At 73.8% G+C, this 22,273-nt stretch carries 20 protein-coding genes; 9 read left to right on the top strand and 11 right to left on the bottom strand.

Going from position 1 to position 22,273, the window contains the following annotated elements:
- The first annotated feature begins 9 nt into the window (after nucleotides 1–9).
- Both J4709_RS12550 and J4709_RS12545 read left to right on the top strand, forming a co-directional pair.
- Nucleotides 10–981 (top strand): NAD(+)/NADH kinase, encoded by a 972-nt coding sequence (locus J4709_RS12550; protein ID WP_208240390.1) that lies wholly within the window; start codon nucleotides 10–12, stop codon nucleotides 979–981.
- A 157-nt stretch (nucleotides 982–1,138) separates the two neighbouring features.
- Entirely contained in the window at nucleotides 1,139–3,034 is a 1,896-nt protein-coding gene (locus J4709_RS12545) for a DUF8823 domain-containing protein (protein WP_208240388.1), read from the top strand.
- Nucleotides 3,035–3,055: 21 nt separating this feature from the next.
- Here the strand turns inward: J4709_RS12545 and J4709_RS12540 are convergent, their stop codons facing one another.
- Entirely contained in the window at nucleotides 3,056–3,976 is a 921-nt protein-coding gene (locus J4709_RS12540) for an alpha/beta hydrolase family protein (RefSeq protein ID WP_208240386.1), read from the bottom strand.
- Nucleotides 3,977–4,117: 141 nt separating this feature from the next.
- Here J4709_RS12540 and J4709_RS12535 point away from each other — a divergent pair, with 141 nt between their 5' ends.
- Together J4709_RS12535 and J4709_RS12530 are read left to right on the top strand one after the other, a co-directional pair.
- Nucleotides 4,118–4,708: a TetR/AcrR family transcriptional regulator gene (locus J4709_RS12535; RefSeq protein ID WP_208240384.1), complete on the top strand. Its 591-nt coding sequence runs from the start codon at nucleotides 4,118–4,120 to the stop codon at nucleotides 4,706–4,708.
- A 116-nt stretch (nucleotides 4,709–4,824) separates the two neighbouring features.
- A complete protein-coding gene (locus tag J4709_RS12530) occupies nucleotides 4,825–5,733 on the top strand; it encodes a TIGR03619 family F420-dependent LLM class oxidoreductase (RefSeq protein ID WP_208240382.1) in 909 nt (302 codons plus the stop codon).
- Here the strand turns inward: J4709_RS12530 and J4709_RS12525 are convergent.
- Both J4709_RS12525 and J4709_RS12520 read right to left on the bottom strand, forming a co-directional pair.
- The gene (locus J4709_RS12525) at nucleotides 5,727–6,662 is read right to left on the bottom strand and encodes an SEL1-like repeat protein (RefSeq protein ID WP_208240380.1); all 936 of its coding nucleotides are present in this window, start codon (nucleotides 6,660–6,662) and stop codon (nucleotides 5,727–5,729) included. The genes J4709_RS12530 and J4709_RS12525 overlap by 7 nt on opposite strands.
- Before the next feature lie 21 nt (nucleotides 6,663–6,683).
- Entirely contained in the window at nucleotides 6,684–7,874 is a 1,191-nt protein-coding gene (locus J4709_RS12520; protein WP_208240378.1) for an ROK family transcriptional regulator, read from the bottom strand.
- Between the two features lie 127 nt (nucleotides 7,875–8,001).
- On the opposite strand from J4709_RS12520, the gene J4709_RS12515 reads away from it, so the two are divergent.
- Both J4709_RS12515 and J4709_RS12510 read left to right on the top strand, forming a co-directional pair.
- Nucleotides 8,002–9,405, top strand: a complete 1,404-nt coding sequence (locus J4709_RS12515; protein WP_208240376.1) for an APC family permease — start codon at nucleotides 8,002–8,004, stop codon at nucleotides 9,403–9,405.
- Nucleotides 9,402–10,274: an ROK family protein gene (locus J4709_RS12510; protein ID WP_208240374.1), complete on the top strand. Its 873-nt coding sequence runs from the start codon at nucleotides 9,402–9,404 to the stop codon at nucleotides 10,272–10,274. Before J4709_RS12515 ends, J4709_RS12510 begins: the two co-directional genes overlap by 4 nt.
- A gap of 22 nt (nucleotides 10,275–10,296) precedes the next feature.
- On the opposite strand, the gene J4709_RS12505 is transcribed toward J4709_RS12510, so the two are convergent.
- The gene (locus tag J4709_RS12505; RefSeq protein WP_208240372.1) at nucleotides 10,297–13,086 is read right to left on the bottom strand and encodes a glycosyl hydrolase 2 galactose-binding domain-containing protein; all 2,790 of its coding nucleotides are present in this window, start codon (nucleotides 13,084–13,086) and stop codon (nucleotides 10,297–10,299) included.
- 188 nt (nucleotides 13,087–13,274) lie between these two features.
- Here J4709_RS12505 and J4709_RS12500 point away from each other — a divergent pair, with 188 nt between their 5' ends.
- Nucleotides 13,275–14,744 carry an MFS transporter gene (locus J4709_RS12500; RefSeq protein WP_232383375.1) on the top strand — a complete coding sequence of 490 codons (1,470 nt, stop codon included), beginning with the start codon at nucleotides 13,275–13,277 and terminating at the stop codon, nucleotides 14,742–14,744.
- Between the two features lie 12 nt (nucleotides 14,745–14,756).
- Here the strand turns inward: J4709_RS12500 and J4709_RS12495 are convergent, their stop codons facing one another.
- The 5 genes from J4709_RS12495 to J4709_RS12475 form a co-directional block, all read right to left on the bottom strand.
- Nucleotides 14,757–15,602 carry a helix-turn-helix transcriptional regulator gene (locus J4709_RS12495; protein WP_208240369.1) on the bottom strand — a complete coding sequence of 282 codons (846 nt, stop codon included), beginning with the start codon at nucleotides 15,600–15,602 and terminating at the stop codon, nucleotides 14,757–14,759.
- A 102-nt stretch (nucleotides 15,603–15,704) separates the two neighbouring features.
- The gene (locus J4709_RS12490; RefSeq protein ID WP_307801185.1) at nucleotides 15,705–17,141 is read right to left on the bottom strand and encodes a serine/threonine protein kinase; all 1,437 of its coding nucleotides are present in this window, start codon (nucleotides 17,139–17,141) and stop codon (nucleotides 15,705–15,707) included.
- Between the two features lie 99 nt (nucleotides 17,142–17,240).
- Entirely contained in the window at nucleotides 17,241–17,918 is a 678-nt protein-coding gene (locus tag J4709_RS12485) for a hypothetical protein (protein WP_208240368.1), read from the bottom strand.
- A gap of 52 nt (nucleotides 17,919–17,970) precedes the next feature.
- Nucleotides 17,971–18,309, bottom strand: a complete 339-nt coding sequence (locus J4709_RS12480; RefSeq protein ID WP_208240367.1) for an Imm51 family immunity protein — start codon at nucleotides 18,307–18,309, stop codon at nucleotides 17,971–17,973.
- A gap of 51 nt (nucleotides 18,310–18,360) precedes the next feature.
- Nucleotides 18,361–18,870 carry a Rossmann-fold NAD(P)-binding domain-containing protein gene (locus J4709_RS12475; RefSeq protein ID WP_208240366.1) on the bottom strand — a complete coding sequence of 170 codons (510 nt, stop codon included), beginning with the start codon at nucleotides 18,868–18,870 and terminating at the stop codon, nucleotides 18,361–18,363.
- Between the two features lie 258 nt (nucleotides 18,871–19,128).
- Here J4709_RS12475 and J4709_RS12470 point away from each other — a divergent pair, with 258 nt between their 5' ends.
- Nucleotides 19,129–19,776, top strand: a complete 648-nt coding sequence (locus J4709_RS12470) for a HemK2/MTQ2 family protein methyltransferase (RefSeq protein WP_208240365.1) — start codon at nucleotides 19,129–19,131, stop codon at nucleotides 19,774–19,776.
- Nucleotides 19,760–19,981, top strand: coding sequence for a CDGSH iron-sulfur domain-containing protein (locus J4709_RS12465; protein WP_307801183.1), 222 nt, complete (start codon nucleotides 19,760–19,762; stop codon nucleotides 19,979–19,981). Before J4709_RS12470 ends, J4709_RS12465 begins: the two co-directional genes overlap by 17 nt.
- Here J4709_RS12465 and J4709_RS12460 read toward each other — a convergent pair.
- Together J4709_RS12460 and J4709_RS12455 are read right to left on the bottom strand one after the other, a co-directional pair.
- The gene (locus J4709_RS12460) at nucleotides 19,978–21,030 is read right to left on the bottom strand and encodes an iron-containing redox enzyme family protein (protein ID WP_208240363.1); all 1,053 of its coding nucleotides are present in this window, start codon (nucleotides 21,028–21,030) and stop codon (nucleotides 19,978–19,980) included. The two genes, J4709_RS12465 and J4709_RS12460, sit on opposite strands and share 4 nt — an antisense overlap.
- Before the next feature lie 17 nt (nucleotides 21,031–21,047).
- The gene (locus J4709_RS12455; protein ID WP_208240361.1) at nucleotides 21,048–22,250 is read right to left on the bottom strand and encodes a carboxylate-amine ligase; all 1,203 of its coding nucleotides are present in this window, start codon (nucleotides 22,248–22,250) and stop codon (nucleotides 21,048–21,050) included.
- Between the last annotated feature and the right edge of the window lie 23 nt (nucleotides 22,251–22,273).

The raw sequence follows: 22,273 nt of genomic DNA, 5'->3' as shown, positions 1-22,273 counted from the left end.
GGTGAGGTCATGGGTGCGGAACCGCAGGTGGGGACGGTCGGACTCGTGCTCCATCCGACCAGGCCGGTGGGCCCGTCCGTCGAGGCGATCGTCGCGGCCGCCCGCGGCCGCCCCGCCCGGGTGCTGGTCCGCCCCGCCGACCGGCACCGGGTCCCGTCCGGCGTCGAGGTCGTCCCGGACGACCGGTTCGCCGACGAGGTCGACGGGCTGATCGCCCTCGGCGGCGACGGCACGATCCTCGGCGCGATGCGGCTGGTGATCGACCGCCCCGTGCCCGTCCTCGGCGTCAACCACGGCAACCTCGGCTTCCTCGCCGAGGTGCACCCGCCCCAGCTGCCCGCGGCGCTGGCACGGCTCGCCGACCGCGACTTCACCATCGAGCAGCACGCCGCCCTGCGGGTGGACGCGGGCCGCGTCGGGCTCACGACCCGGTTCGGGTTCAACGACATGGTCCTCGGACGCTCGTCGCGCACCGGCGCCGTCTCCCTCGACCTCACGGTCAACGACCTGCAGTACGGCTACTACCGGGCCGACGCGCTGGTCGTCTCGACGCCGACCGGCTCCACCGCCTACAACTACGCCGCCGGCGGCCCGATCGTGTCGCCGTCCTCGAACGCGGTGGTCATCACGCCGGTCGCGCCCATGTCCGGGATCAGCCGGCCCGTCGTGCTCGGCGCCGCCGACCGGATCCGCCTCGCCGTCGCGGCGGACAGCGCGCCGATCACCCTCGACATCGACGGGACGGCGGCCGCCGAGCTCGGGCACGGCGACGGCCTCACCGCGACGATGCTGCCCGAGGCCGGCCAGGTCGTCCGGCTGTCGGCGCGCGAGCACGCCAGCCGCAGCCGGGTCAAGCTCAGCCTCCTCGATCTCCCGCTGCGCCCGGACCAGCTGCTGGAGCTGATCCCGTCCGAGCTGCGCCGCGACGCCGAGGCCGCGGCCGTCCGGCTCCAGGCCGCCGTGCCGCCTCTCCTCGACTGACGGAGGGTTCGGAGCGGCCGTGACGCCGGGCGGACGGCCCTCGACCGGGCGGGCGGCGCGGGTGCCGATATGTAGTGCCCAAGGTTTCCCCCGTAGTGTTCATATGCCGGTTTATTTCGCCCACCGGGCATGAGCACAGACATGGAGCGTCCCGTCAGTGACCGCAGCGCAGGCCCCGCGCGCCCATGATCCCGTCCCGGGGCCAGGAACGCCCCCGGACGGCGACACCGAGCAGGCCGAGGGCCGGACACCTCCCGGCGACGCGCGGCCGGAGCCGCGGCCGCCCGAGGCGAAGGCCCGATCCGGCGTGCGCCGGGACCGGCTGAACCGCTTCCTGCGCCACCCGGTCACCCTCGTGACGGCCGTCGCCGCGGTCCTCCACCTGCTGTGGCTCGCCACGCTCGCCAGCAGCGGCGGCGACCTCGCGGCACAGGACGCCTGGGCCGAGTTCGCGGGCCGCCACCCCGGCTCGGCGTACAACCTCGCCTGGTACGGCGGCATGCACCCGGTGTCCTACAGCGCCGTCTCGCCGTACGTGATGTCGCTGCTCGGCGTCCGGACCACCATGATCCTCGCGGGCACCGCCTCGTCGGCGCTGCTCGCCGTGATCCTCACCCGCAGCGGGCACGTCCGCAAGCCGATCTGGGCCTCGCTCGCGGGCGTCGTCGCGCTGCTGTGCAACGCGATCTCGGGCCGCGTCACGTTCGGGCTCGGGCTGATGTTCGCGATCGCCGCCGCCGCGGTGGTGTTCAGCACCCCCCGCGTGCTGCGCGGCAACCGGTGGGCCAAGGCCGCGGCGGCCGGCCCGCTCGCCGGCCTCGCGACCGCCTGCTCCCCCGTCGCCGGGCTCTACATCGGGCTCGTCGCCGCGGCCCTGTTCCTGCAGAAGCGCCGCCCGGCCGCGTACGCCCTCGGGGTCGCGCCCGTCGTCGTCGTCGCGCTGTCCGCCTGGCTCTTCCCCTTCTCCGGCACCCAGCCGATGCCGCTGGGCTCGGCGATCCTGCCGATCGTCTTCGGGATCACCGTCATCCTGCTCGTCCCGAAGCAATGGCGGACGGTCCGGATCACGTCGGTCGTGACCTCGGCGGTCGTGCTGTTCGCCACGCTGATCACCTCGCAGATCGGCACGAACATCACCCGGCTCCCGATGCTGTTCACCGGCGTCGTGCTGATCGCCGCGCTGCCCTTCACCGAGCCGCGCTCGCGCAAGTGGTACGCGATCGTGCTGGTGTTCCTCGGGTTCACGACCTGGATCGGGATCAAGACGGTGCAGGACGTCGTCCGGGCCCATCCCGCCGCGGCCTGGACCCGCCGCCTCGCCCCCCTCGTCCACGAGCTGCGCAAGGCGGGGGCCGAGCGCGGACGGGTCGAGGTCGTGCCGGCGCGCTCGCACCGGGAGGCCTCGGCCCTCGCCCCCTACGTGAACCTCGCGCGGGGCTGGAACCGCCAGGCGGACATCAAGCGCAACCCCCTCTTCTACGACGGCACGCTCACCGTGGCCACCTACCACGACTGGCTGAAGCACTGGGCCGTCCACTACGTGGTCCTCCCGGCGGACGCGCCCGACGACGGCGCCGAGCGCGAGCGGGAACTGGTCGGCAGCGGGCTGCCCTATCTGAAGAAGGTCTGGAGCGACAGCAACTGGCACCTGTACGCCGTCACCGACCCGGCGCCGCTCGCCGAGCCGCACGCGACCGTCCTGCGGGCCGAGCAGAACGAGATGACGCTGAAGGTCGGCGCACCGGGCCGGATCCTGATCCGCATCCCCTATTCGCCCTGGCTGGGCCTGGTCGACGGGGAAGGCCACAGCCTCCAGCCGCCCTTCGAGACGGAGGCGTCCAAGCAGATCCGGGAGTACGACGGCAGCAGGCCGCCGCAGTACGAGAACCCCAACGGCTGCCTGGCGCCGACCGCTCCGGACGCCACGGGCGAGGCGTGGACGGAGCTCCTCGCCCCGAAGGCCGGCACGTACCGGCTGGCCGCGCCCTACAAGATGCCTCGGGGCACGTCCTGCCCGAAGGAACTGCGCGGCCCGGCCCTGACCGGGCCGTAGCCCGCCGGCGGCGGGGAGCGCTCACCTGCTCTGGATCTTGCCCAGCGGCTCCGGGTCGCCTTCCAGCTCGGAGCACGCCTCGAGCCAGGCGGCGTCCCCGGGGTAGAGGGCGCTGCGCAGGTACGCCACGGTGAGCCGCTGGATCAGCGCGACGCGCCCGGGGCTCTCGTCGGTCGTCTCCGCGACGCCGTGGCCGGGGATGCCGCCGAGCGAGTGCTCCGCGCCGAACAGCGTCAGCAGGCTCTTGCTCCCCGGGCTCAGGAAGTAGGGGTCGGTGAACCAGTCCGGCCCGCGCACCGACAGCGGGGAGCGGTCCTCTTCCCCGGCGATCACCAGGGCCGGCGCGGTCATGGCGTCGAACGAGGGGTTCATGAACGGGAAGTGCTCGGCCGCGAACGGGGACAGGTCGTCCCCGCCGAGGCCGGTCAGGGCCAGCAGCACGCCCGCCGTCACCCGCGGGTCGGACATGTCCTCGCCCGGGACGCCCGCGGCGTCGAGGACCCGCGCGCCGAGCAGCGTGCTCGCCGTCTGCGCGCCCCAGGAATGCCCGGCGACGGCGATGCGGCTCCGGTCGAGGCGGCCCGCGAGGCCCGGCACCGCGGCCTCCACGAGATCGAGGCCGTCGAGGACGCGCTTCAGGTCGTCGACCCGGATGCGCCAGATCAGCGGGGTGCGGGGGTCGTCGGCGGCGAGGCCGAGCGTCCGCGAGTCCAGGTGGGTGGGCTGGACGACGACGAAGCCGGCGGCGGCCCAGTGGTCGGCGAGCGGGGCGTAGCCGTCCATCGACCAGCCGAAGCCGTGCGAGAACACGATGACCGGCAGGTCGCGTCCGGTCGCGGGTGCGGACACCCGGACCTGGAGGTCCGTTCCGCGTCCGGGAGCGGGAAGCAGGACCGGCTTCACGGACACGACCGGAGCGGTCGCGACGTTCGTTTCGGGCATGGCGGAGCCTTTCGTTCGGTGGGGCATGAGGGGACGGTGCGGGTCCGGTCGCCTGCTCTGGCATCATGAACAAACGGGACATTGTCCCGTTTCGACGATACGGGACGTTGTCCCGTTTAGCAATCGGAGGCGGAGGACGCGGTGAGCGAGAGCGAGCGGGCGGCCGGGCGCGCGGCCCGGCCCAAGCGGGCGGACGCCCGGCGCAACAAGGAGGCCCTGCTCGACGCGGCCGCCGCGGTCTTCGTCGCGGCGGGCGTGGAGGCGCCGGTGCGCGACATCGCCGCCGAGGCGGGCGTCGGGACCGCGACGATCTACCGGCACTTCCCGACGCGGGCGGACCTCATCATCGCCGTCTACCGGCACCAGATCGAGGCCTGCGCCGCGGCCGGCCCGGACCTGCTCGCGAGCGGCCCGTCCCCGCACGCCGCCCTCGGGCGCTGGATCGACCTGTTCGTCGACTTCCTGGTCACCAAGCACGGGCTCGCCGCCGTGCTGCGGTCCGACGACGCCGGCTTCGAGGCGCTGCACGCCTACTTCCTCGACCGGCTCGTGCCCGTGTGCGCCCGACTGCTCGACGCCGCCGCCGCGGCGGGCGAGATCCGCTCGGACCTCGCGGCCTACGAGCTCATGCGCGGGGTCGGGAACCTGTGCATCGGCGCCGACAGCGACCCCCGCTACGACGCGCGCCGGCTCGTGCGGGTCCTCATCGCCGGCCTGCGCCGGCCCGAATGACCGCCAGAAAGATCTTTTCGGCGGGTGCGCAAGAACGGCGCGGCGGCTCCGACCTATCCGTGACAGGACGCCTTCGCCCGGGCTCCGCACGCCCGGCGACCACGAACGGAGAACACATGGACCTGCCCCGCCTCGGAGTCACCCTCCAGCACTTCGGCCCGCACGCCGGACCCGACGCCGTCGTCACCGTCGCGCAGGCGGCCGAACGGCTCGGCTTCCACGCCGTGTCGGTCAGCGACCGGCTCCTCACCCCCGTCGGGCCGCACTGGACCAACGACGCCGGCCTGCCCGAGTCGGCGCCGTGGGACGTCCTGGAGGTGCTGACCTGGGCGGCCGCCCACACCCGGCGGATCCGGCTGACCACCGCCATCCTGAACACGATCTTCCAGCCGCCCGTCGTCGTGGCGCGCCGGCTCGCCACCCTCGACCAGCTGTCCCGGGGCCGGGTGGTCGCCGGCGTCGGGCAGGGCGGCGGCACCCGCCTCGCCCCGTACTACATCCCCGAGGAGTTCACCGCCGCCGGAGTGCCCGCCGGGCGCCGCGGCGCCGGCTTCGCCGAGCACGTCGCCGCGATGCGCGCCTGCTGGGGCCCCGACCCCGTCGAGTTCCACGGCGAGCACTACAGCATCCCGGCCGCCAAGATCGGCCCGAAGCCGTACGGCGACCGCATCCCGGTCCTGTTCGGCGCGATCACGCAGCGCACCGTCGAGCGCGCGGCCCGGATCGGGGACGGCTTCGTCACGACCGCCGTGAACTGGGACGACACCCGCACGCAGGTCGGCTGGTACCGCGCCGCCGGAGGCGACGGGACCGTCCTGGTCAGCGTCTTCGCCGCACCGCCCGGCACCGACGTCGCCACCGCCGACTTCGTCGACGCCGCGCTGCGCAACCTCGAACGGGCCGCCGACGTCGGCGCCGACGAGATGCACATCGCCACCAACCTCCTGGACGTCCACCCGCAACGGCAGGCAGACCTGCTGGAAGCCCTGGCGAGCGAACTCGGCCTACCGGCCGACGATCACTGACCCCGGAGGTACTCCCTCGCCTCGCGGGAGCCGAGGGCGGCCGCGCGCTCGCACAGGATGTCCGACTCCTCGGCCTCGCCCGCCTGCTCCAGCAGGACGGCGAGGTCGTACATGGCGTCCGCGCGTCCGTCCTCGGCCTCCGATTCCAGGAACGACCGCGCCTTCGATCTGACCCGCGCGGCCTCCTCGGTCTCCCCGAGCCCTTCCAGGACCTCGATCAAGTCGATCTCCGCGCGGACGTTCCCCTGCGAAGCGGCGAACTCGAGGAGGCGCCTTGCTTCTGGAAGGTTCCCTTCTTCCGAGAGAATTCTTCCGAGGTTATGGGAGGCGCCCCCATGGCCGACTGCCGCGGCCTTCTCGTAAAGAGATCTCGCCTCTTGGATGGTGCCGTGCTCGGCCATGTGCACAGCAAGGTTGAAGGTCGACGTGATGTGCCCCTGGGAAGCGCCTCGGCGCCAGAGGAGTTCCGCCTCCTCCGGCCTTCCCTGCTTGTCGATCACCAAGGCCAGGTTGTTCAGAGCGTTCACATCCCCGGTTTCCGCCGCACGTCGGTACCACTTTTCGGCGTCGGCGAGCCTTCCCGCGTAGTCGGCCTCCCACACCAACTCGGTCATAGCCTCGACCGCGCCCAGTTCCGCCGCCTTTGAATACCATTCCCTGGCCTCGGCTTCATTGCCTTCGTCGTCGTACACGCGCGCCAGCGCCGCCATCGCGTCCCGGTCACCGCTCTCGGCCGCGCGCCGGTACCAGTGGATCGCTTCGGCGATCCGCTCCCGGCACTCGATCACCACTCCGAGGGTGAGCATGGCCGCGACACTGCCCAGATCGGCCGCACGGCGCAAAAGCCTTTCGGCCTCCTTGTCGGCGCCGGCCTCGAGCATGGCCTCGGCTCGGCCGATCAGCGCGTCGATCTCGGTGTTCTCGTCCATGGTGTCCTCGTCGCGGCGGGTTCAGGATTCGCTGACGGCGCGGGCGAAGACGAGGTCGCGGGCCGTCTGCAGGCCCGTGGCCAGGGCGCCGAGGACGACGGCGTCGTCGCCGAGGGCGGAGACCTCGACGCGCGGCGCGCCGAGCGGGGTCATCGTCTCGAGGCGTTCGCGGACGGCGCCGAGGAGCACGTCGGCGCCGTGCCCGCCGATGCCGCCGCCGAGCACGATCAGGTCGGGGTCGAGGAGCGCGACGACGCTGGCCAGGGCGCGGGCGACGTGCCCGGCCTCGTGCGCGACGGCCTCCGCCGCGAGCGGGTCGCCGGCGCGGGCGGCGTCGAAGACGCGCTTGGCGGTGACCGCGCCGGGCATGCCGAGCCGCCGCGCGGCGGCGACGACGCCGGGTCCGGACGCGACCGACTCCAGCATCCCGTGCGAGCGGGTCTCCCGGGGGTCGGCCTCGCCGAACGGCAGCCACGCGATCTCCCCGGCGGCGCCGCGGGCGCCGCGGTGCAGCTCGCCGTTCAGGACGATCCCCATGCCGATGCCGGTGCCGATCGACACGAACGCGAAGTGCGGCACGCCCTCGCCGAGCCCGTAGCCCTGCTCCCCCAGCGCGGCCAGGTCGATGTCGTTCTCGATGGTGTACGGCGCGGGCAGGCGCCGGGCCAAGCGTCCGGTGACGCCCGGCTCGTCCCAGCCGGGCAGGTTGGGCGCGAGGCGCAGCCGCTGGTTCGCCACGTCGTGGACGCCCGGCGTGCCGAGCACGATGCCGGTGACGTCGCCGTCCGCGGCCTTCGCGAGGTCGTCGACGATCCGGCCGATCCTGTCGATGAGCGCGGCCGGCCCGGCGGTGCCGCCGGCGCCGACCGAGCGGACGTCCTTGCGCACCGCGATCTCGCCGGACAGGTCGGCGAGCGCGGCGCGGATCCACTCCCGGCCGACGTCGAGGCCGATGACCCAGCCGGTCTCGGGCCGGATGCCGTAGAGCCGGGCCGCCCGTCCGGCGCCGCCCGTGCGCTGGCCGATCGCCTTGACCAGGCCGACGCGTTCCAGGTCGGCGAGCGCGAGCGAGATCGTGGGCTTGGACAGGCCGGTCGCCGCGGCGAGCTGCGGGCGCGAAACCGGCCCGAGGACGCGGATCCGCTCGTACACGGCCCGCTCGTTCATGATCCGCAGCACGCTCGTGGTGTTGGCGGTCTCCCTGCTCGGCACGTGTAAAGACTGACATATCCCGGCACGGGGCACGCCCCGGGTATTGATTTGTTAGGGAGCCTCCCTTACATTCGCTGCGACGTCGAGCGGGGGTGAGGCGTCCGGTCACGAGGAAGGAGAGACCGCGATGACCGCTCCCGAGGGCTCGGGGTTCGAACGGCGGCTCGGCGTGTTCCAGGCCACCACCATCAACATGACCCAGATGTGCGGCATCGGGCCGTTCGTCACCATCCCCGCGATGATCTCCACGATGGAGGGCCCGCAGGCGATGTTCGGCTGGCTGGTCGGCGCGCTGATCGTGCTCGCCGACGGCCTGGTCTGGGCCGAGCTCGGCGCGTCCATGCCGGGCGCCGGCGGCACCTACCTCTACCTGCGCGAGGCGTTCCAATACCGCACCGGCCGGCTGATGCCGTTCCTGTTCGTCTGGTCGGCGGTGCTGTTCATCCCGCTGATCATGTCCACCGGCGTGATCGGGCTCGTCCAGTACGCGGGCTACCTGTGGCCGTCGCTGGTGCACGGCTCCGGCCTGTCGACCGGCGGCCACGTCCTCGCGATCGCGGTCGTCGCGCTCGTCGTCGGCGCGCTGTACCGCAGGATCGGCGACATCGGCCTGCTCACGACGGTCTTCTTCGTCGTGATGCTGGTCTCGGTGCTCGGCGTCATCCTCGCCGCGTTCACACACTTCCACTCCGACCTGGCGTTCACCTACCCGCACGACGCCGGGTCGAAGTTCTTCCACGGCCTCGGCGCCGGGCTCGTCATCGCGGTGTACGACTACCTCGGCTACAACACGGCGGCCTACCTCGGGGCGGAGGTCCGGCGGCCGGGCCGGGTGATCCCGCGGGCGATCATCTTCTCGATCCTCGGCATCATGGCGCTGTACTTCCTGTTCCAGGTCGGCATCCTCGGCGTCATCCCGTGGGAGAAGACGCAGGAGTCCAGCTCGTTCGCCTCGCTCGTCCTGGAGCGGACGTGGGGCAAGGGCGCGGCGCAGGTCTTCACGGTCGGGATCATCGTCACCGCGTTCGCGTCGGTGTTCGCCGGCCTGCTCGGCGGCTCCCGGGTGCCCTACAACGCGGCCCGCGACAAGCTGTTCCTGCCGTGGTTCGCGCGGCTGCACCCGCGGCTCAGGTTCCCGACGTTCGGGCTGTACGCGATGGGCGTCATCACGGCCGTCGGCTCGCTGTTCACCCTCACCGACGTCATCAGCATGCTGACCGCGGTGTTCGTGCTGGTGCAGTCGGTGGCGCAGATCGTCGCGCTCACCGTGCTGCGCCGCCGGCAGCCGGACCTGCCCCGCCCGTACCGGATGTGGCTCTACCCGCTGCCGAGCCTGGTCGCGCTGGCGGGCTGGATCTACATCTACAAGTCGGCGGGCACCAGGCCGATCCTGCTGTCGCTGGCCTGGCTCGCGGCGGGCGTCGTCGCCTACCTCGTGTGGGCGCGGGTCGAGCGGATCTGGCCGTTCGGGCCGAAGGAGGTCCGCGAGCACTTCGCCGAGCCCGGCGGCGCCGAACCGCAGGCCGCATGATCCTCGGGATCGACTTCGGCGGGACGAAGGTCGCGCTGGCCACCGCCGACGCGGCGGGCGCGCCGCTGCGCCGCGCCCGCCTGGAGACCCGGGCCGCGGACGGCGCGAAGGAGGTGGTGCGCCGGGCCCTGGACGCGGCGCGCCGCCTCGTCAACGACACCCCCGGCGCGCTGACCGCGGTGGGCGTCTCGACGTTCGGCGTCGTCCGGGACGGGCGGGTGCGGTTGGCGCCCAACGTCCCCGGCTGGGAGGACCTGCCGCTGCCGGACCTGGTCTCCGACGGCCTCGGCGCGCCCGTGCGCATCGACAACGACGTCAATGCGGCCACGGCCGCCGAGGCGCGGTGGGGCCGGCTCGCGGGCGTCGGCACCGGCGTCTACGTGAACCTCGGCACCGGGCTCGGCGCCGGGCTCGTCGTCGGCGGACGCGTCGTGCCGGGCGCGCACGGCGCCGCCGGCGAGATCGGCTACCTGCTGCGCCGCCCCGGTGAACCCGGGTGCGCGGCGGGCCGCGCCCCGCTCGAGGAGTACGCGTCGGGCGGCGGCCTCGCCGCCCGCGCCTCGGCCGTCCTCGGGGAGGCGGTGACGGCCGAGGGCCTGTTCGCCCGGCGCGACGACCCGCGGGTGGCCGGGCTGCTCGACGACACCGCCGGGACGCTCGGGATGGCGGTGGCCAACCTCGCGACCGTGCTCGACCCGGAGCGCGTCGTCCTCGGCGGCGGCATGGCGGCCGAGCCTTCGCTGCTGCCGGTGATCCGCGCGACGGTCGCGCGGGCCGTCCCGTTCCCGCCGCCGGTGGAGACGGCCCGGTTCGTCGACGACGCCGCGCTCATCGGCGCTCTCGCCCTCGCCGCCGAGGCCGGGCCGTGAACCTCGCGGCGCGCCGGCCGTCTCACCGCCGCGCCGGGGCGGGGACGGTCCGGCGCGGCAGGTTCCAGCCGGTGAGGCCGACGACCGGGACGGCGCCGCGCAGGTCGGACGCGCGGTAGCGGGCGGTCAGCGTCTGCGACTGCCCGGGCCACAGCGTGACGTCGTTGTCGCTCCAGCGGATCGGCAGCACCTGGTCGCCGCCGGGCAGCGGCCGCCCGCCGGGGCCGCCGCGCCGCACGTCCGCCCTGGTGAAGACGGCCGGGGCCGTCCCGGTCGCCTTGATCGTCACCGTGGTCACCAGGTCGGCGCCGTCGCGGCGGGTGGTGGCCGACGCGCGCACGGCGGCCTTGCGCAGGTCGCGCAGACCGGTCAGGTCCGCGTACCCGTCCGGGCGGAAGGCCGCGCCGCTGCCCTTGCCGAGGGTGTTCGCCCAGTCCACCACGTCCGGTTTCGTGGACAGCCAGTAGACGTTGCGGCTCACCGCCGTCCCGTGCCGGGACAGGGTGAGTTCGAGGAAGTAGGTGCGGGAGATGCCCTGCGGCGCCCGCGCGGCGGCCACGGTCCGCACGTCCTGTGCGGCCAGGGCCGGGACGGCGACGCGGGAGGTCCGCTTCACGGCGCCGTCGAGGTCGATCAGCCGCACCCGCGCCGTCAGCCCGGCCTGGCGCCGCCCGGTCAGGTTGGCGACCTTGACGGCACGGGTGGCGTAGTCGTACATGACGTGCACCGGCTCGCCCGCCTTCTTCGCGCCGAAGTACACGCCGGGCTGGTCGAAGTCCTGGCCGTAGACGTTCCACTGCAGCGACGGCCAGGCCTTGTTCATCATCCAGTAGATGACGCCGGTGCTCGGGTTGGCCGGGTCCTTGGAGTTGCCGAGGTACGCCTCGAACTGCGCCCGGGCGATCTCGTACCCGCCCATCTGCGCGATCCGCTGGTAGGAGGCCATGTCGGACCACGGCCCGTACCGGTGCCACAGAGGGGTGTTGTACTGCCCCATGCGCGCGGTCCGCGTGTAGTCGTTGTACGGATACACGTGGAAGAGGTCGCGGCCGGAGCGCGGCCCGCGAGCGGTGGCCGGATCCCATATCGCCGCCTGGTCCTGCGGCGTCAGGAAGCGGTCGAGCGAGTCCTGTGTCGGGACGGTGTTGCCCGCGCTCGTCTCGGTGTCGAAGCCCCAGCCGCTTCCGGCGTTGGTGTACGACGGGTCGCGCCCGGCGGTCTCGCGGCCGTTGCTCCACCAGTAGACCGGCGGCACATAGTTGTACGGGCCCTCCTTGGCGCCGGACGGGCCGAGCCTCGGCGACGCCTTGTACTCGGCGGACGCGACCTGCGGCGTGCCCCAGTCCGCGGCCTTGAACGCCGACAGGTACACCGGCTCCTTCAACGCGTCCGGCGCCGCGTCGCTGCCCTGGAAGAAGGTGAAGACGCTCGGGTGGTCGCGCAGCCGGCGGGAGACGGCCGCGGCCTGGACGGCGGCGCTGTCCTTTAGTTCCTTGCCCCACTTGGCGTACGGGTCCTCCCAGCGGTCGCAGCACTGCCAGCCCGTCATCGCGAGCACGCCCTCGCGGTCCATCTGCCGGAGCATGTCGTCCGGCGGGAAGTTGCCCTCGAAGCGCAGCGCGTTCAGGCCGAGGTCCTTGACGTAGGCGAGCTGATCGCGGACGTTCCGGGACGAGTAGCGCAGGAACATGTCCGGCGACCAGCCGCCGCCCCGGATCACGATCGGCACGCCGTTGACCGCGAACCGCCGGTAGCCGTGCGGGGCGTGCGTCCGGCCGGGGACGACGCGGGTCAGCGACGAGGTGACGGTGCGGATCCCGAAGTCCTCGGCGTACCGGCCGGTCTCCCGTCCGGCCGCGCGGACGCGCGCGGCGAGGTGGTAGAGCGGCTGGCCGCCGAGCTGGTACGGCCACCACACGTCCGGATGGCGGAGCCGGAGGCGGACCGCGATCGGACGTGTGGCGTTCGGCGGCAGCGTCACGGTCGTGCGGAAGGGCAGCCGCGTCGCGCCACGGAGGACCGCGCCGGAGAACTCGGCCCGCCGCGCGGCGCCGGTGTTGTTGCGCAGCAGGGCCTTGACGGTGAGCTCGGAGCGGGAGAAGTCCCGGGCGTTGCGCTGGACGACGTGGGTGTCGCGCAGCGAGACCGGACCGTCCTGGACGATCTTCGGCGGGCGCTCCAGGCCCGTGCCCCGGTCCGGCGCGGCCGGGTTCCAGTCGAGGCGGCTGCCGGTGAGGTAGGTCTTCGCCCTGTTCGGCGCGACGTCGAGCGCGATCGCGTTGGCGCCCTCGCGCACGTACCGGGTCACGTCGTACTCGAAGCGCGCGTAGGAGCCCTGGAGCCGCGACCGCCCGTCGATCCGGGTGCCGTTGACCCACAGGTCGGCGGTGCCGGAGACGCCGTCCATGGTGAGGAAGGTGTGGCCGTCGCGGCGCGGATGCAGGGTGACCTCGTCCCGGTACCACCAGTTGACGGAGAACTGTCCCGTGGGCACCGACCTCAACCGGTCCGAGAAGAAGACGTTCGGGTACCGGCCGTTCTCCAGCAGGCCCGCCATCAGCGTCTCGGGGCGGCCGATCGGCAGCCAGCCGGACGCCCGGTAGCCGGGCCGCGAGATCCGCGCGCCGTCGCTCCCGGCGACGGACGAGGACTGGATCCGCCAGCCCTTGACCAGCTCGGACGCGCCGTCCTCCCCCGCCGGCGCGAGGACGGCGGGCTCCGGCCGCGCCGGCGCGCCGCTCACGGCGTAGGGCGGGGCGGCGAGGAGGGCGCAGGCGGCCAGGGCGGCCTGCGGTCGTCCGGGCTTCGGCATGGGTTCCCCTGCGGTCGGCTGCGTCGTGATCATTACCTTCTCGATCACCCGAACCGGCCGCCGCCACACGCGGACGCGGAAACGGATCCGCGCCGCCGGCGGTCGTAGGGCACGCGAGCCTGCACCTGGCAGGTGTACCCCCAGCGGAGTGCTGGTCGGCCGTTCCGCCGCGCAGCAGTCTGATGGACATGACGACAGAGATCGCTAAGAGCGCCGCGCGGCTCGGGACGCGCGGCTGGCTCATCCTCATCACGCTGTGCGGCGCGACGTTCATGACCGGCCTGGACTACTCGATCATCACCGTCGCGCTGCCGGAGATCGGCCGGGACCTCGGGTTCTCCAGCGCGTCGGCGCTGCAGTGGGTGGCGACCGCGTGCCTGCTGCCGACGGCCGCGCTGATGCCGCTGTTCGGCCGGGCGTCCGACATGCTCGGCCGGCGCCGGCTGTTCATGGCAGGCGTCACCGGCTTCACGCTGATGTCCCTGGTCGCCGCGCTGGCGCCGAGCCCGGCGCTGCTGGTCGCGGCGCGCGCCGGGCAGGGCGTCGCGGCCGCCATGATCGGCCCGACCGCGCTCGCGCTGATGACCGCCGCGTTCCCCGAGGGACCGCGGCGGACCCGCGCCCTCGGCGTCAACGGCGCACTCCTGTCGCTCGGCTTCGTCATCGGGACGATCGGCGGCGGGCTCATCACCAGCGGGCTCAACTGGCGCTGGACGATGCTGATCCTTTTCACGATCGGCTCGCTGGTCATGCTCGGCGCGGTCACGGTGGTCCGCGAGACCGCCGGACGGACCCGCACCAGGCTCGACGTCCCCGGCGCGATCCTGGCGAGCGCCGGCCTGTTCGCCCTGGTCTACGGCATCTCCACCGGCGGGGACGCGGGCTGGGGCAGCGCCCCGACCGTCGCGACACTGCTCGCCGCGGTCGTCCTGCTCGGCTCGTTCCTGGTGGTCGAGGCCCGGCACGCGGCCCCGCTCGTCCCGCTGCGGCTGCTGCGCCGCCCGACCGTCAAGTGGGGCATGACCATCGGCCTGGTCACCTTCGGGATGTGCGGCGGCGCGACCCTGCTGCTCAGCATCCACATGCAGGACGTCCTCGGCTACACGCCCCTGCAGACCGGGCTCGGCTTCCTCGGCGAGGGCGTCGCCGCGCTGGCCGCCGGCACCCTCGCCGCCCGGCTGATCAACGCCCGCGGGACGGTCGCGACCATCGTCACCGGGCTGACCGTGCAGGCGGCCGGCACCGCCGCGATGGTGGCCCTGCCCGTGCACGGCGGCCTCGTCCTGCTGCTCGCCACGTCCGCCACGATGGGCTTCGGGCACGTCCTGACCGTGGTGGCCGCCATCACGACGATCACTTCCGGCCTGGACGAGGGCGACCAGGGCGTCGCGGGCAGCCTCGCCCAGATGCCCACCTTCGTCGGCGCGATCGGCGTGGCCGGGCTCACCGCGATCGCCGCCGCCCGGACCGAGGCGCTCGCCCCGTCCACCACCAAGGCCCTGGCCACGCTGGGCGGGCTGCACGCCGCCTTCCTGACGGCCGGCGCGGTGGCGCTGCTCGGCGCGGTCGCCGGCGCCGCCCTCCTCCGCCGGACGGGCACCGGCCGGACCGCCGGGCACGCCGCCGAGGAGAGCGCCGAGCACTCCATGGCCGCGTGACCCGGCCCCCGCTCAGTGAACGGCTGCGGCGACTCGCTCGGCGAGCCGCCGCAGCCGTTCGTGCGACGGCGAACCCGGTTCGGCCTGGAACACCGTGACGCCCTGCCCCTCGTCGTCGGGCGTGCGCAGCAGCTCGGCGGTGAGGGTCATGACGCCCACGTCCGGGTGCCGGTAGTCGCGCGAGATCGACGCGCAGTTGGCCACCGGGTGCTCCGTCCACATGGCGCGGAACTCCGGGCTGAGCGTCAGCAGCTCCTCGACCAGGGCGGTCAGCCCCTCGTCGCCGGGGAACCTGCTGAGCGAGCCCTCCAGGTAGGCGATGTCGTCGCGGGCCTTCTGCTCCCAGTCGCCGTAGAGGCCGCGCGCGAAGTCCAGTTCCAGGAAGTCGATGCGGACGAAGTTCGGCCTCTCCTCGCCGTCGAACTCCCAGTGCGGCGCCAGCAGCGCGTGCGCCAGGCGGTTCCAGGCGAGGATGTCGCCGCGCCGGCCCACCGCCATGGCGGGCGCCTCGGTGAACGAGTCCACGATCAGCTTGATGCCGGGCCGCAGCCGTTCCGGCCTGACCCGCTCCCGCGCCCGGACGACCCGCGCCAGCCGGTGCAGATGGGCCAGCTCGTCGTCGTCCAGCCGCAGGACGCGGGCGATGGAGTCGAGGACCTCGTCGGAGACGTTCGGGCTCTGCCCCTGCTCCAGCCGCGTGTAGTACCCCACGCTGACCCCGGCGAGCGGCGCCAGCTCCTCCCGGCGCAGCCCGGACACCCGCCGGTGCTTCACGCCGGGATTGAGCCCCACCTCCTCGGGCCTGAGCCGGGCACGGCGGGACCTCAGGAACTCACCAAGCGCAGAACCGGGATACATGGATCAAAGATCTCAGATCCACCGCCCCCGCCGGAAGCACACGGCGCCGCGCCTGCGGGCGGCGTCGCGGAGTCGATCGTGCTCCGCGGCTGGTGAGCGGGCCTACTGGCCTTTGCAGGTGCTTCCGTCCGCGGTCACGTTGGAATGGCCGGGGTATTTCCAGCGGCAGACGTCCGCCGTGGTGATGGGCGTCCCGCCCGGGCCGTAGCACCAGTAGCCGCCCTCGGTGCCGCCGCTGCCGCTGAAGCCGCGGGACTGGCAGTAGCGGTTCATGTCACTGCCCGAAACGGTTCCGAGCGTTCTCGGCGCCGAGGAATGCCGCTGCGGTGACGACGGCGCCTTCTTCGGCGTCGAGGGTTTCGTGGCCGGGCCCGGTGAACCGCTCCTGCGCTGCGGTGCAGGCCGCCCCGTACCCGCCGGCGTCGTCGCGGTCGCGGTCGGCGGGGAGCCGGCGTGGCGGCCGCCGGCCGGGCCGGGCGAACCCGGGACGCCACCGGCGGACGTGCCGGGCCTCGACTCGCCCGACGCATCCGGGCCAGTTCCCCCTTCGTCCGAAGGAAGAAGCGTGTAGGTGACGCCGAGGACCGCCACCAGCGCGATCACCGCGGCGCCGATCAGGAGCGGCAGGCGGCGTGCCCGCCTCCTCGCCGGCTTGGCGTCCGCCGCAGGTGGAGCGGGTGCGGGGTCCGGTCGGGTCGGCGAGGCGTCCGCGGGCAGCCAGGCGGTGGTCGGCAGAGCGCGCAGCCCGTCGCCGACCTCGGCCGCCGTGGGACGTCCGGCGGGGTCCTTGTCCAGGCAGGCGCGGACGATGCCGCCGAGCCGCCCGTCCAGCGCGCCGAGGTCGGGCTCGTCGTGCAGGATCGACCGCATCACCGCCGGGATGGTGTCGCCGCGGAAGGCCCGCGCGGCGGTGGCGGCGAAGACCATGGTCGCCGCCCAGGCGAACATGTCGGCCGCCGGCCCGACGCCCTCGCCCTCGATCTGCTCGGGCGCCATGTACCCGGGGCTCCCCACGGCCTGGCTCGTCGTGATCGACCGGCTGAGGTCCAGCGCCCGGGCGATGCCGAAGTCGATCACGACCGGGCCGTCCGGGCCGAGCAGGACGTTGCCCGGCTTGAAGTCGCGGTGCACGACGCCCGCCTGGTGGATCGCCGCCAGCGCCGTCGCCGTGTTGAGCGCCAGCCGCTCCAGCGCCGCGCCCGCGCGCGGGCCGGCCTCGCGGACGGACTCGTGCAGCGACGGCCCGTCCACGAACTCGCTGACGATGTACGGCTGCTCGTTCAGGACGCCGCTGCCGAGCACCTGCGCGGTGCAGAACGGGGCGACCCGCTCGGCGATCTCGACCTCGCCGAGGAACCGGGCCCGCGCCCGCTCCTCGACGATCAGGTGCGGATGGAGCAGCTTGACCGCGACGCGCCGGCCGTCCGCCGACTCACCGAGGTAGACCGTGCCCTGACCGCCCGTCCCGAGCCGGCCCGCGAGCCGGTACGGCCCCACCGACGCCGGATCGGTCGGCAGCAGGGACTTCCACCTTGGCACGCGCCCCTCCAACGTCCGATCGCCGCAAGATCATAGCGACGGGCCGGAGCGGTCCGCAGCACAAGCCGGGCACGGGCCGTCCGGCGCGGGGCCGCCGGATCACAGGCCGAACGCCGCGGTCACGCGGCCGGCCAGATCGTCCTCTGTCATGGCGGTGCCGACCTCGATGCCGTGGAGGCCGAGGGACTCCGTCTCGACGGCGAGGCGTTCGGTGAACATGCGGTCGCGTTCGAGCAGGTTGCGCAGCGCCCGCTCCGGATCGCGGGTCTTGCGGGCGATGGTCCACGTCGAGCCCCGGCCGTCGAGCGCGGCCCGGCGGAAACCGGGCGTCGGAAGGAGCCAGACCGCCCGGCCGGGAACGGCGAGCAGCGGCTTGACCAGGTGCGGCAGCAGCCGGAAGCCCTCGACGATCACGCCGGGATTCTTCGGAAGGCGGAGCAGGTCGTCGACGATCAGCCCGAAGCCCTCACCGCGGAACCAGTGGAACGTCTCGAGCATCGTCTCCGGTGACCTGTTCACCCACCGCTCGTCCATGTCCATCGCCATGAACTCGCTGAGGAACGGGCTCTCGGCGGGCGTGGTCCGGCCGGAGTGCTCCCCCATCACGTCGTCGGTCGCGTAGAGCCGCAGGCCATGCCGCGCCGCGAGGCGGCGGGCGATGGTCGACTTCCCCGCCCCCGTCCCGCCGCCGACCCAGTAGACGTGCGCGAGCCGCGCGCGCAACGCCGCGGCATCGGCGGGCGCTTCAGGCTCGTCAGGTCGGATCACACCGCTCATCCCGGCTCCCCCAGTGCGGTCGATCAGCGCCCGTCTCCGGGGCGGCTAGGCGTCAGTCGTCGAAGTCGAAGCCGGCGGCCTCGGCCGAAGTAACGAGCTTCCGCATCCGATCGCCGTCGGCGGCGACGGCGGCCAGCAGCGCACCCAGCTCCTCCAGCGCGGCACGATCCTGGCCATAGGCGCAGAACATGCCGCCTTCGGGGTCGTACGAGAAGCGCCCGTCAAGGCCCTGCGCCTCCGTGCTCACCAGGAACCGCGCGGCCCCTTCCCAGAAGTAGCCGTTCGGCTCGTGGCCGAGCTCCTCGACGAGCCCGTCCACCTGGGTCGTCCCCGCGTCGAGCAGCAGCGAGAACGATCCGGGACGGGTTTCGATCAACCTGAGCGGCGTCATCGGCGGATGATGGCATGCCCGGAACAGGGCGGCAAACCGCCGGAGCCGCCGTCAGGCCCGGAAGTCGGCCGCGTGGTCGCGGGCCCACTGGGCGAACGTGCGGGCGGGGTGTCCGGTCACCTGCCGCGCCGTGGGAAGAGGGCCGTTGGCCGACAGGTCCGTCCGTTCGTGAGCGGCGGGGTCCGCCGGCGCGCCAGAGTAGTCCTCGAACCCCAGCGGGAAGTCGGCGTTCGCCGCCGCGAACCCGCCCTGCGCCCGGTAGATCTCCCGTGCCCGCTCGGGCGCGACCCGCTCGAACCGGACCTCGCGGCCGCGCGGCGCCGATGAGCGCGGCCTGCTCCCGGCGGGTGAGGAACTCCGGGCCGTCGCGTCGGGGGCCGGGTCGCGCACGATCCCCTCGGCGCGGATCGAAGGCCCCCACAGCCACAGCATGTTCAGCATGAACTCGCCCGGCCTGACGTGCGTCCACTCCGCGCCACGCACCGGCGCCCCCGCCCGGTCGAGGCGCGCCACGACGCGCCGCCCGACCTGCCCTGTCGCGCCGGTCATCAGAATGGTCACGGGCGTCCCCTTCCTGGTCGGGCTCTTTCCCGACGCCCCATCCCCGGCTCGCCCATCTCGTCGCTGCAAACGCGAACAGGTTGTTCACATATCGCTCTGACCTGCACAAACAGCCGTTCAGGCAGCCGGGTCAACGAAGGCGGAATTCGGCTCGTCGGCCCAGCTCAGAGCCATTCGCGCTCGCCATTTTCATGCTTTTTCAGGGTTCAGCACCGGTGCGTGCATGTTTGGTGCCGAGGTGGGGGGTAGCCGGGGGGAATGAGGCTCGTGAGGCCGCCGGGGGTGTACGCGCCCCAGGGGGACACCTTTCTGCTGACGGAGGTCCTGCGGAAGGCTCCGCTGCTGAAAGGGGCGTGCGTGCTGGACGTGTGCACCGGGACCGGTGCGCTCGCGCTCGCCGCCGCCCGGGCCGGGGCGCGCCGGGTGACGGCGGTGGACGTGTCCGCGCGGGCCGTGCTGGCCGCCCGGGCCAACGCCCGGTTGAACCGGCTGCCGATCAGGGTCCTGCGGGGCGACCTGTTCGGGCCGGTGGCCGGCCAGTGGTTCGACATGATCGTGGCGAACCCTCCGTACGTGCCGAGCGGGTCCGCGCCGCCGGGACGCGCCGGACGCTGGTGGAACGGCGGCCCGGACGGCCGGGCCCTGCTCGACCGGATCTGCGAGCGGGCGCCCCGCCAGCTCCGCCGGGGCGGCACGCTGCTGATCGTGCAGTCGGCCGTGTCCGGGGTCCAGGCGACGCTGGACGCGCTGCGGGCACAGGGGATGGCGGCGTCGGTCGCGGCGCGGCGTACGCAGCCGCACGGCCCGGTGCTGCGGGCTCGTGCCGCGGAGCTGGAGGCCGCCGGGCATGCCCCGGTCTTCGGCCGTTTCGAGGAACTGGTGGTGGTCCGTGCCGACCGCGGCTGACCGTCCCGCTCCCCGCCGGGTCCGGCTGGACCCGGACGGGCCCGTTCTGGTGGAGGGGCCCGTGGAGATCGAGATGCCGGACGGCACGACGGTGACGTCCGACCGGTTCATGGTCGCCTTGTGCGCGTGCCGGCGGAGCCGCCGCTACCCGTTCTGCGACACCAGCCACCGCCGCAAACCCCGCCGGAAGGCCGCGGGCGACTAGTGCGGGGGTGGCGGAAGCGCCTGGCGGAGCGAGGTACCGCCCGTCCGCCAGGACTTCAGGAGGTGCTCGCCGAAGCGGTCCTCCAGCAGTTCGGTGGCGCGGACGCCGAACACGACGTCGGCGGCGAGGGCGGGCTCCCGGGCCAGCAGGTCACCGAGGACATCATGCCGGAGCACCTGTTCGTGGACGGCGTCGGCCTCGATGTGCTCGGTGTAGAAGCGGACGCCGCGCGGGCCCGCGCCGAGCCGTTCCAGCGCGGCGGCCATCCGGCGCGCGGCGGGCGCGGTGGTGATCTCGGCGGCGGCGAAGTGCCCGGCCATCGCGCCGCGCAGCGAGCGGTGCAGGCCGAACAGCGACATCATGTTGACGACGGCGAGCATCCGGGCCGGGACGAGGTCCAGGTAGCGGCCGTAGGCGGAGTCCAGGCCGAGGTCGTCCATCAGATCGGCGAACAGCCGGGAGTGCATGGCCTCGCCGCGGCCGCCGCCGAACTCGTCGAACTCCACCGCGACCAGCGCGGCCTTCGCTTGCCCGTCGAGGCGCGGTATCAGCCAGGCGTGGGGGTCGGCCTCTTTGAGGTGGTAGGCGGAGCGGTGCACGGCGTACTCGCGCAGCTGCCACCCCTCCCCCTCGTCGCGCAGGTAGTGGGAGACGCCGTACGCGTCGGCCGGCTCGGCGAGAACACCGGCGAGAACGCCCTCCACATCGTCGCCCGGCGCGGTCTCCGCGCGGAGAGCCTCCAGGAAGCGGTGTTCCAGCGCGCCACGGAGGGCCAGCAGTCCCGGTGCCCATTCCCAGCCGTCGTCGACGCCGCCGAAACCGCGATAGTGCAGCTCGTAGCAGACGTACAAGGCCAGGTGCAGGTCATCACCGAACGGGTCGGCACCGTCGCGGCGGACCTCGGTGCGGGCGGCGTCCAGCATCGGCGCCGGGTCCGCGGGCGCGAGGCGCGCGAGCGCGGCCAGCACCGCCTCCGACAGCGGCCCGCGCGGGGCGGGCAGCGGCGGCCGCCCGCCGGTCCGGGGCGGGCTCGTGGCGACGGTCGTCATGTCCCCTCCCTCGGCGGTCACCGGGCCGTCTCCGGCGCCGAGCCTGCGGTACCCGCTCCGATCCCGTCCATGCCGCCGGGGTCCCGGTCCGCTCGGCGGGACGTGCGGCGGGCCAGCGCGTCGATCAGCCCGCGCATGCCTCCGGCCGCCGCCCGGCGCTGGTGGTCGGCGCCCGTCCCCTCGTGCAGGACGCGGCCGAGCAGCGTCCGGGTCCGGCCCAGGTCACCGGTCTCCTCCAGGGCCGGCGCGACATGATCGAGGAGTTCGGACGCCAGCTGCGCCGCCGGGACGCGCCGCTCCAGAACCGGGTGGACGCCTTGGCCCGACAGCCCGTGGCGCGCCGCGGCCCAGACGGCGGCGGCGCCGACCTGGGCGTCCGGTGCGTGCGGTGCGGTCCGTCCGGCCGCGAGCTCTGCCAGCGCGGTCCGCACCAGACCCCTGGTGAGGGCGGCCTGGAGCACCGCCTCGTCCGGGGTCGGGACGGCGTCGGCCGCGCGGACCTCCACCGTCGGGAGGTGCGGCGAGGGCCGCGCCAGCCAGAACGACATGGCGGCGTCCACGACGACTCCGCATTCGGCGAGGCGGGCCGTCTCCCGGTCGTGGGCGGCGGCGGACGGGAACCAGGGCGGCAGCCCGGCCCCGGGGAAGCGGGCCTGCTGGATCATCCGCCAGCTCGCGTAGCCGGTGTCGGCGCCGCGCGCGTACGGCGAGTTCACCGACACCGCCAGCAGCGTCGGGAGCCAGGGCCGCAGGTGGTTGACGACGGCGACCGCGGTATCGCGATCGGGGACGCCGACGTGCACGTGGCAGCCGGACACCTCGTAGTCGCGCACCACGCCCGCGTACAGATCCTGGATCCGGGCGAACCGCTCACCTTCGGAGGTCGGCGGCAAGGGGCCGGGCAGCGGCGCGGTTCCCGATGAGACCAGCAGCGCGTCCTCGCGCCGCGCGCACACGGCGAGTTCATCGCGGGCAGCGGCGAGCCTTCGGCCCAGTGCCGCCAGATCCGTGCAGACAGCGGACGCGGCCTCCACCTGCGTACCGAGAAGTTCGGTGTGGAACTGCGCGCCGGAGCGCCGCTGAGGCAGGTTCCGCACATGCGCGAGGACGGCGTCCGCACGGGCCGCCGTCTCCCCGGTCGCGGCGTCGGCGAGCAGGAACTCCTCCTCCACGCCGACCGTCAGTCCCGGCTCCTGCACGCCGACCGCTTCTGCTCGCATGTGCGGGGCCCCTTCCAGGTCCG

This window comes from Actinomadura violacea, assembly GCF_017573465.1.
Taxonomy (GTDB): domain Bacteria; phylum Actinomycetota; class Actinomycetes; order Streptosporangiales; family Streptosporangiaceae; genus Spirillospora; species Spirillospora violacea.
Note: the sequence above shows the minus strand (reverse complement) of the source record. Positions and strands in the feature narration are given on the sequence as shown.

What these genes read in the sequence shown, in the direction of transcription:
- J4709_RS12460 (WP_208240363.1), bottom strand. Translation starts at nt 21,030, where the DNA reads ATGACGACCGTCGCCACGAGCCCGCCCCGGACCGGCGGGCGGCCGCCG.
- J4709_RS12550 (WP_208240390.1), top strand. Translation starts at nt 10, where the DNA reads ATGGGTGCGGAACCGCAGGTGGGGACGGTCGGACTCGTGCTCCATCCG.
- J4709_RS12525 (WP_208240380.1), bottom strand. Translation starts at nt 6,662, where the DNA reads ATGGACGAGAACACCGAGATCGACGCGCTGATCGGCCGAGCCGAGGCC.
- J4709_RS12510 (WP_208240374.1), top strand. Translation starts at nt 9,402, where the DNA reads ATGATCCTCGGGATCGACTTCGGCGGGACGAAGGTCGCGCTGGCCACC.
- J4709_RS12470 (WP_208240365.1), top strand. Translation starts at nt 19,129, where the DNA reads ATGAGGCTCGTGAGGCCGCCGGGGGTGTACGCGCCCCAGGGGGACACC.
- J4709_RS12530 (WP_208240382.1), top strand. Translation starts at nt 4,825, where the DNA reads ATGGACCTGCCCCGCCTCGGAGTCACCCTCCAGCACTTCGGCCCGCAC.
- J4709_RS12505 (WP_208240372.1), bottom strand. Translation starts at nt 13,086, where the DNA reads ATGCCGAAGCCCGGACGACCGCAGGCCGCCCTGGCCGCCTGCGCCCTC.
- J4709_RS12485 (WP_208240368.1), bottom strand. Translation starts at nt 17,918, where the DNA reads ATGAGCGGTGTGATCCGACCTGACGAGCCTGAAGCGCCCGCCGATGCC.
- J4709_RS12540 (WP_208240386.1), bottom strand. Translation starts at nt 3,976, where the DNA reads ATGCCCGAAACGAACGTCGCGACCGCTCCGGTCGTGTCCGTGAAGCCG.
- J4709_RS12495 (WP_208240369.1), bottom strand. Translation starts at nt 15,602, where the DNA reads ATGTATCCCGGTTCTGCGCTTGGTGAGTTCCTGAGGTCCCGCCGTGCC.
- J4709_RS12480 (WP_208240367.1), bottom strand. Translation starts at nt 18,309, where the DNA reads ATGACGCCGCTCAGGTTGATCGAAACCCGTCCCGGATCGTTCTCGCTG.
- J4709_RS12455 (WP_208240361.1), bottom strand. Translation starts at nt 22,250, where the DNA reads ATGCGAGCAGAAGCGGTCGGCGTGCAGGAGCCGGGACTGACGGTCGGC.
- J4709_RS12515 (WP_208240376.1), top strand. Translation starts at nt 8,002, where the DNA reads ATGACCGCTCCCGAGGGCTCGGGGTTCGAACGGCGGCTCGGCGTGTTC.
- J4709_RS12500 (WP_232383375.1), top strand. Translation starts at nt 13,275, where the DNA reads ATGACGACAGAGATCGCTAAGAGCGCCGCGCGGCTCGGGACGCGCGGC.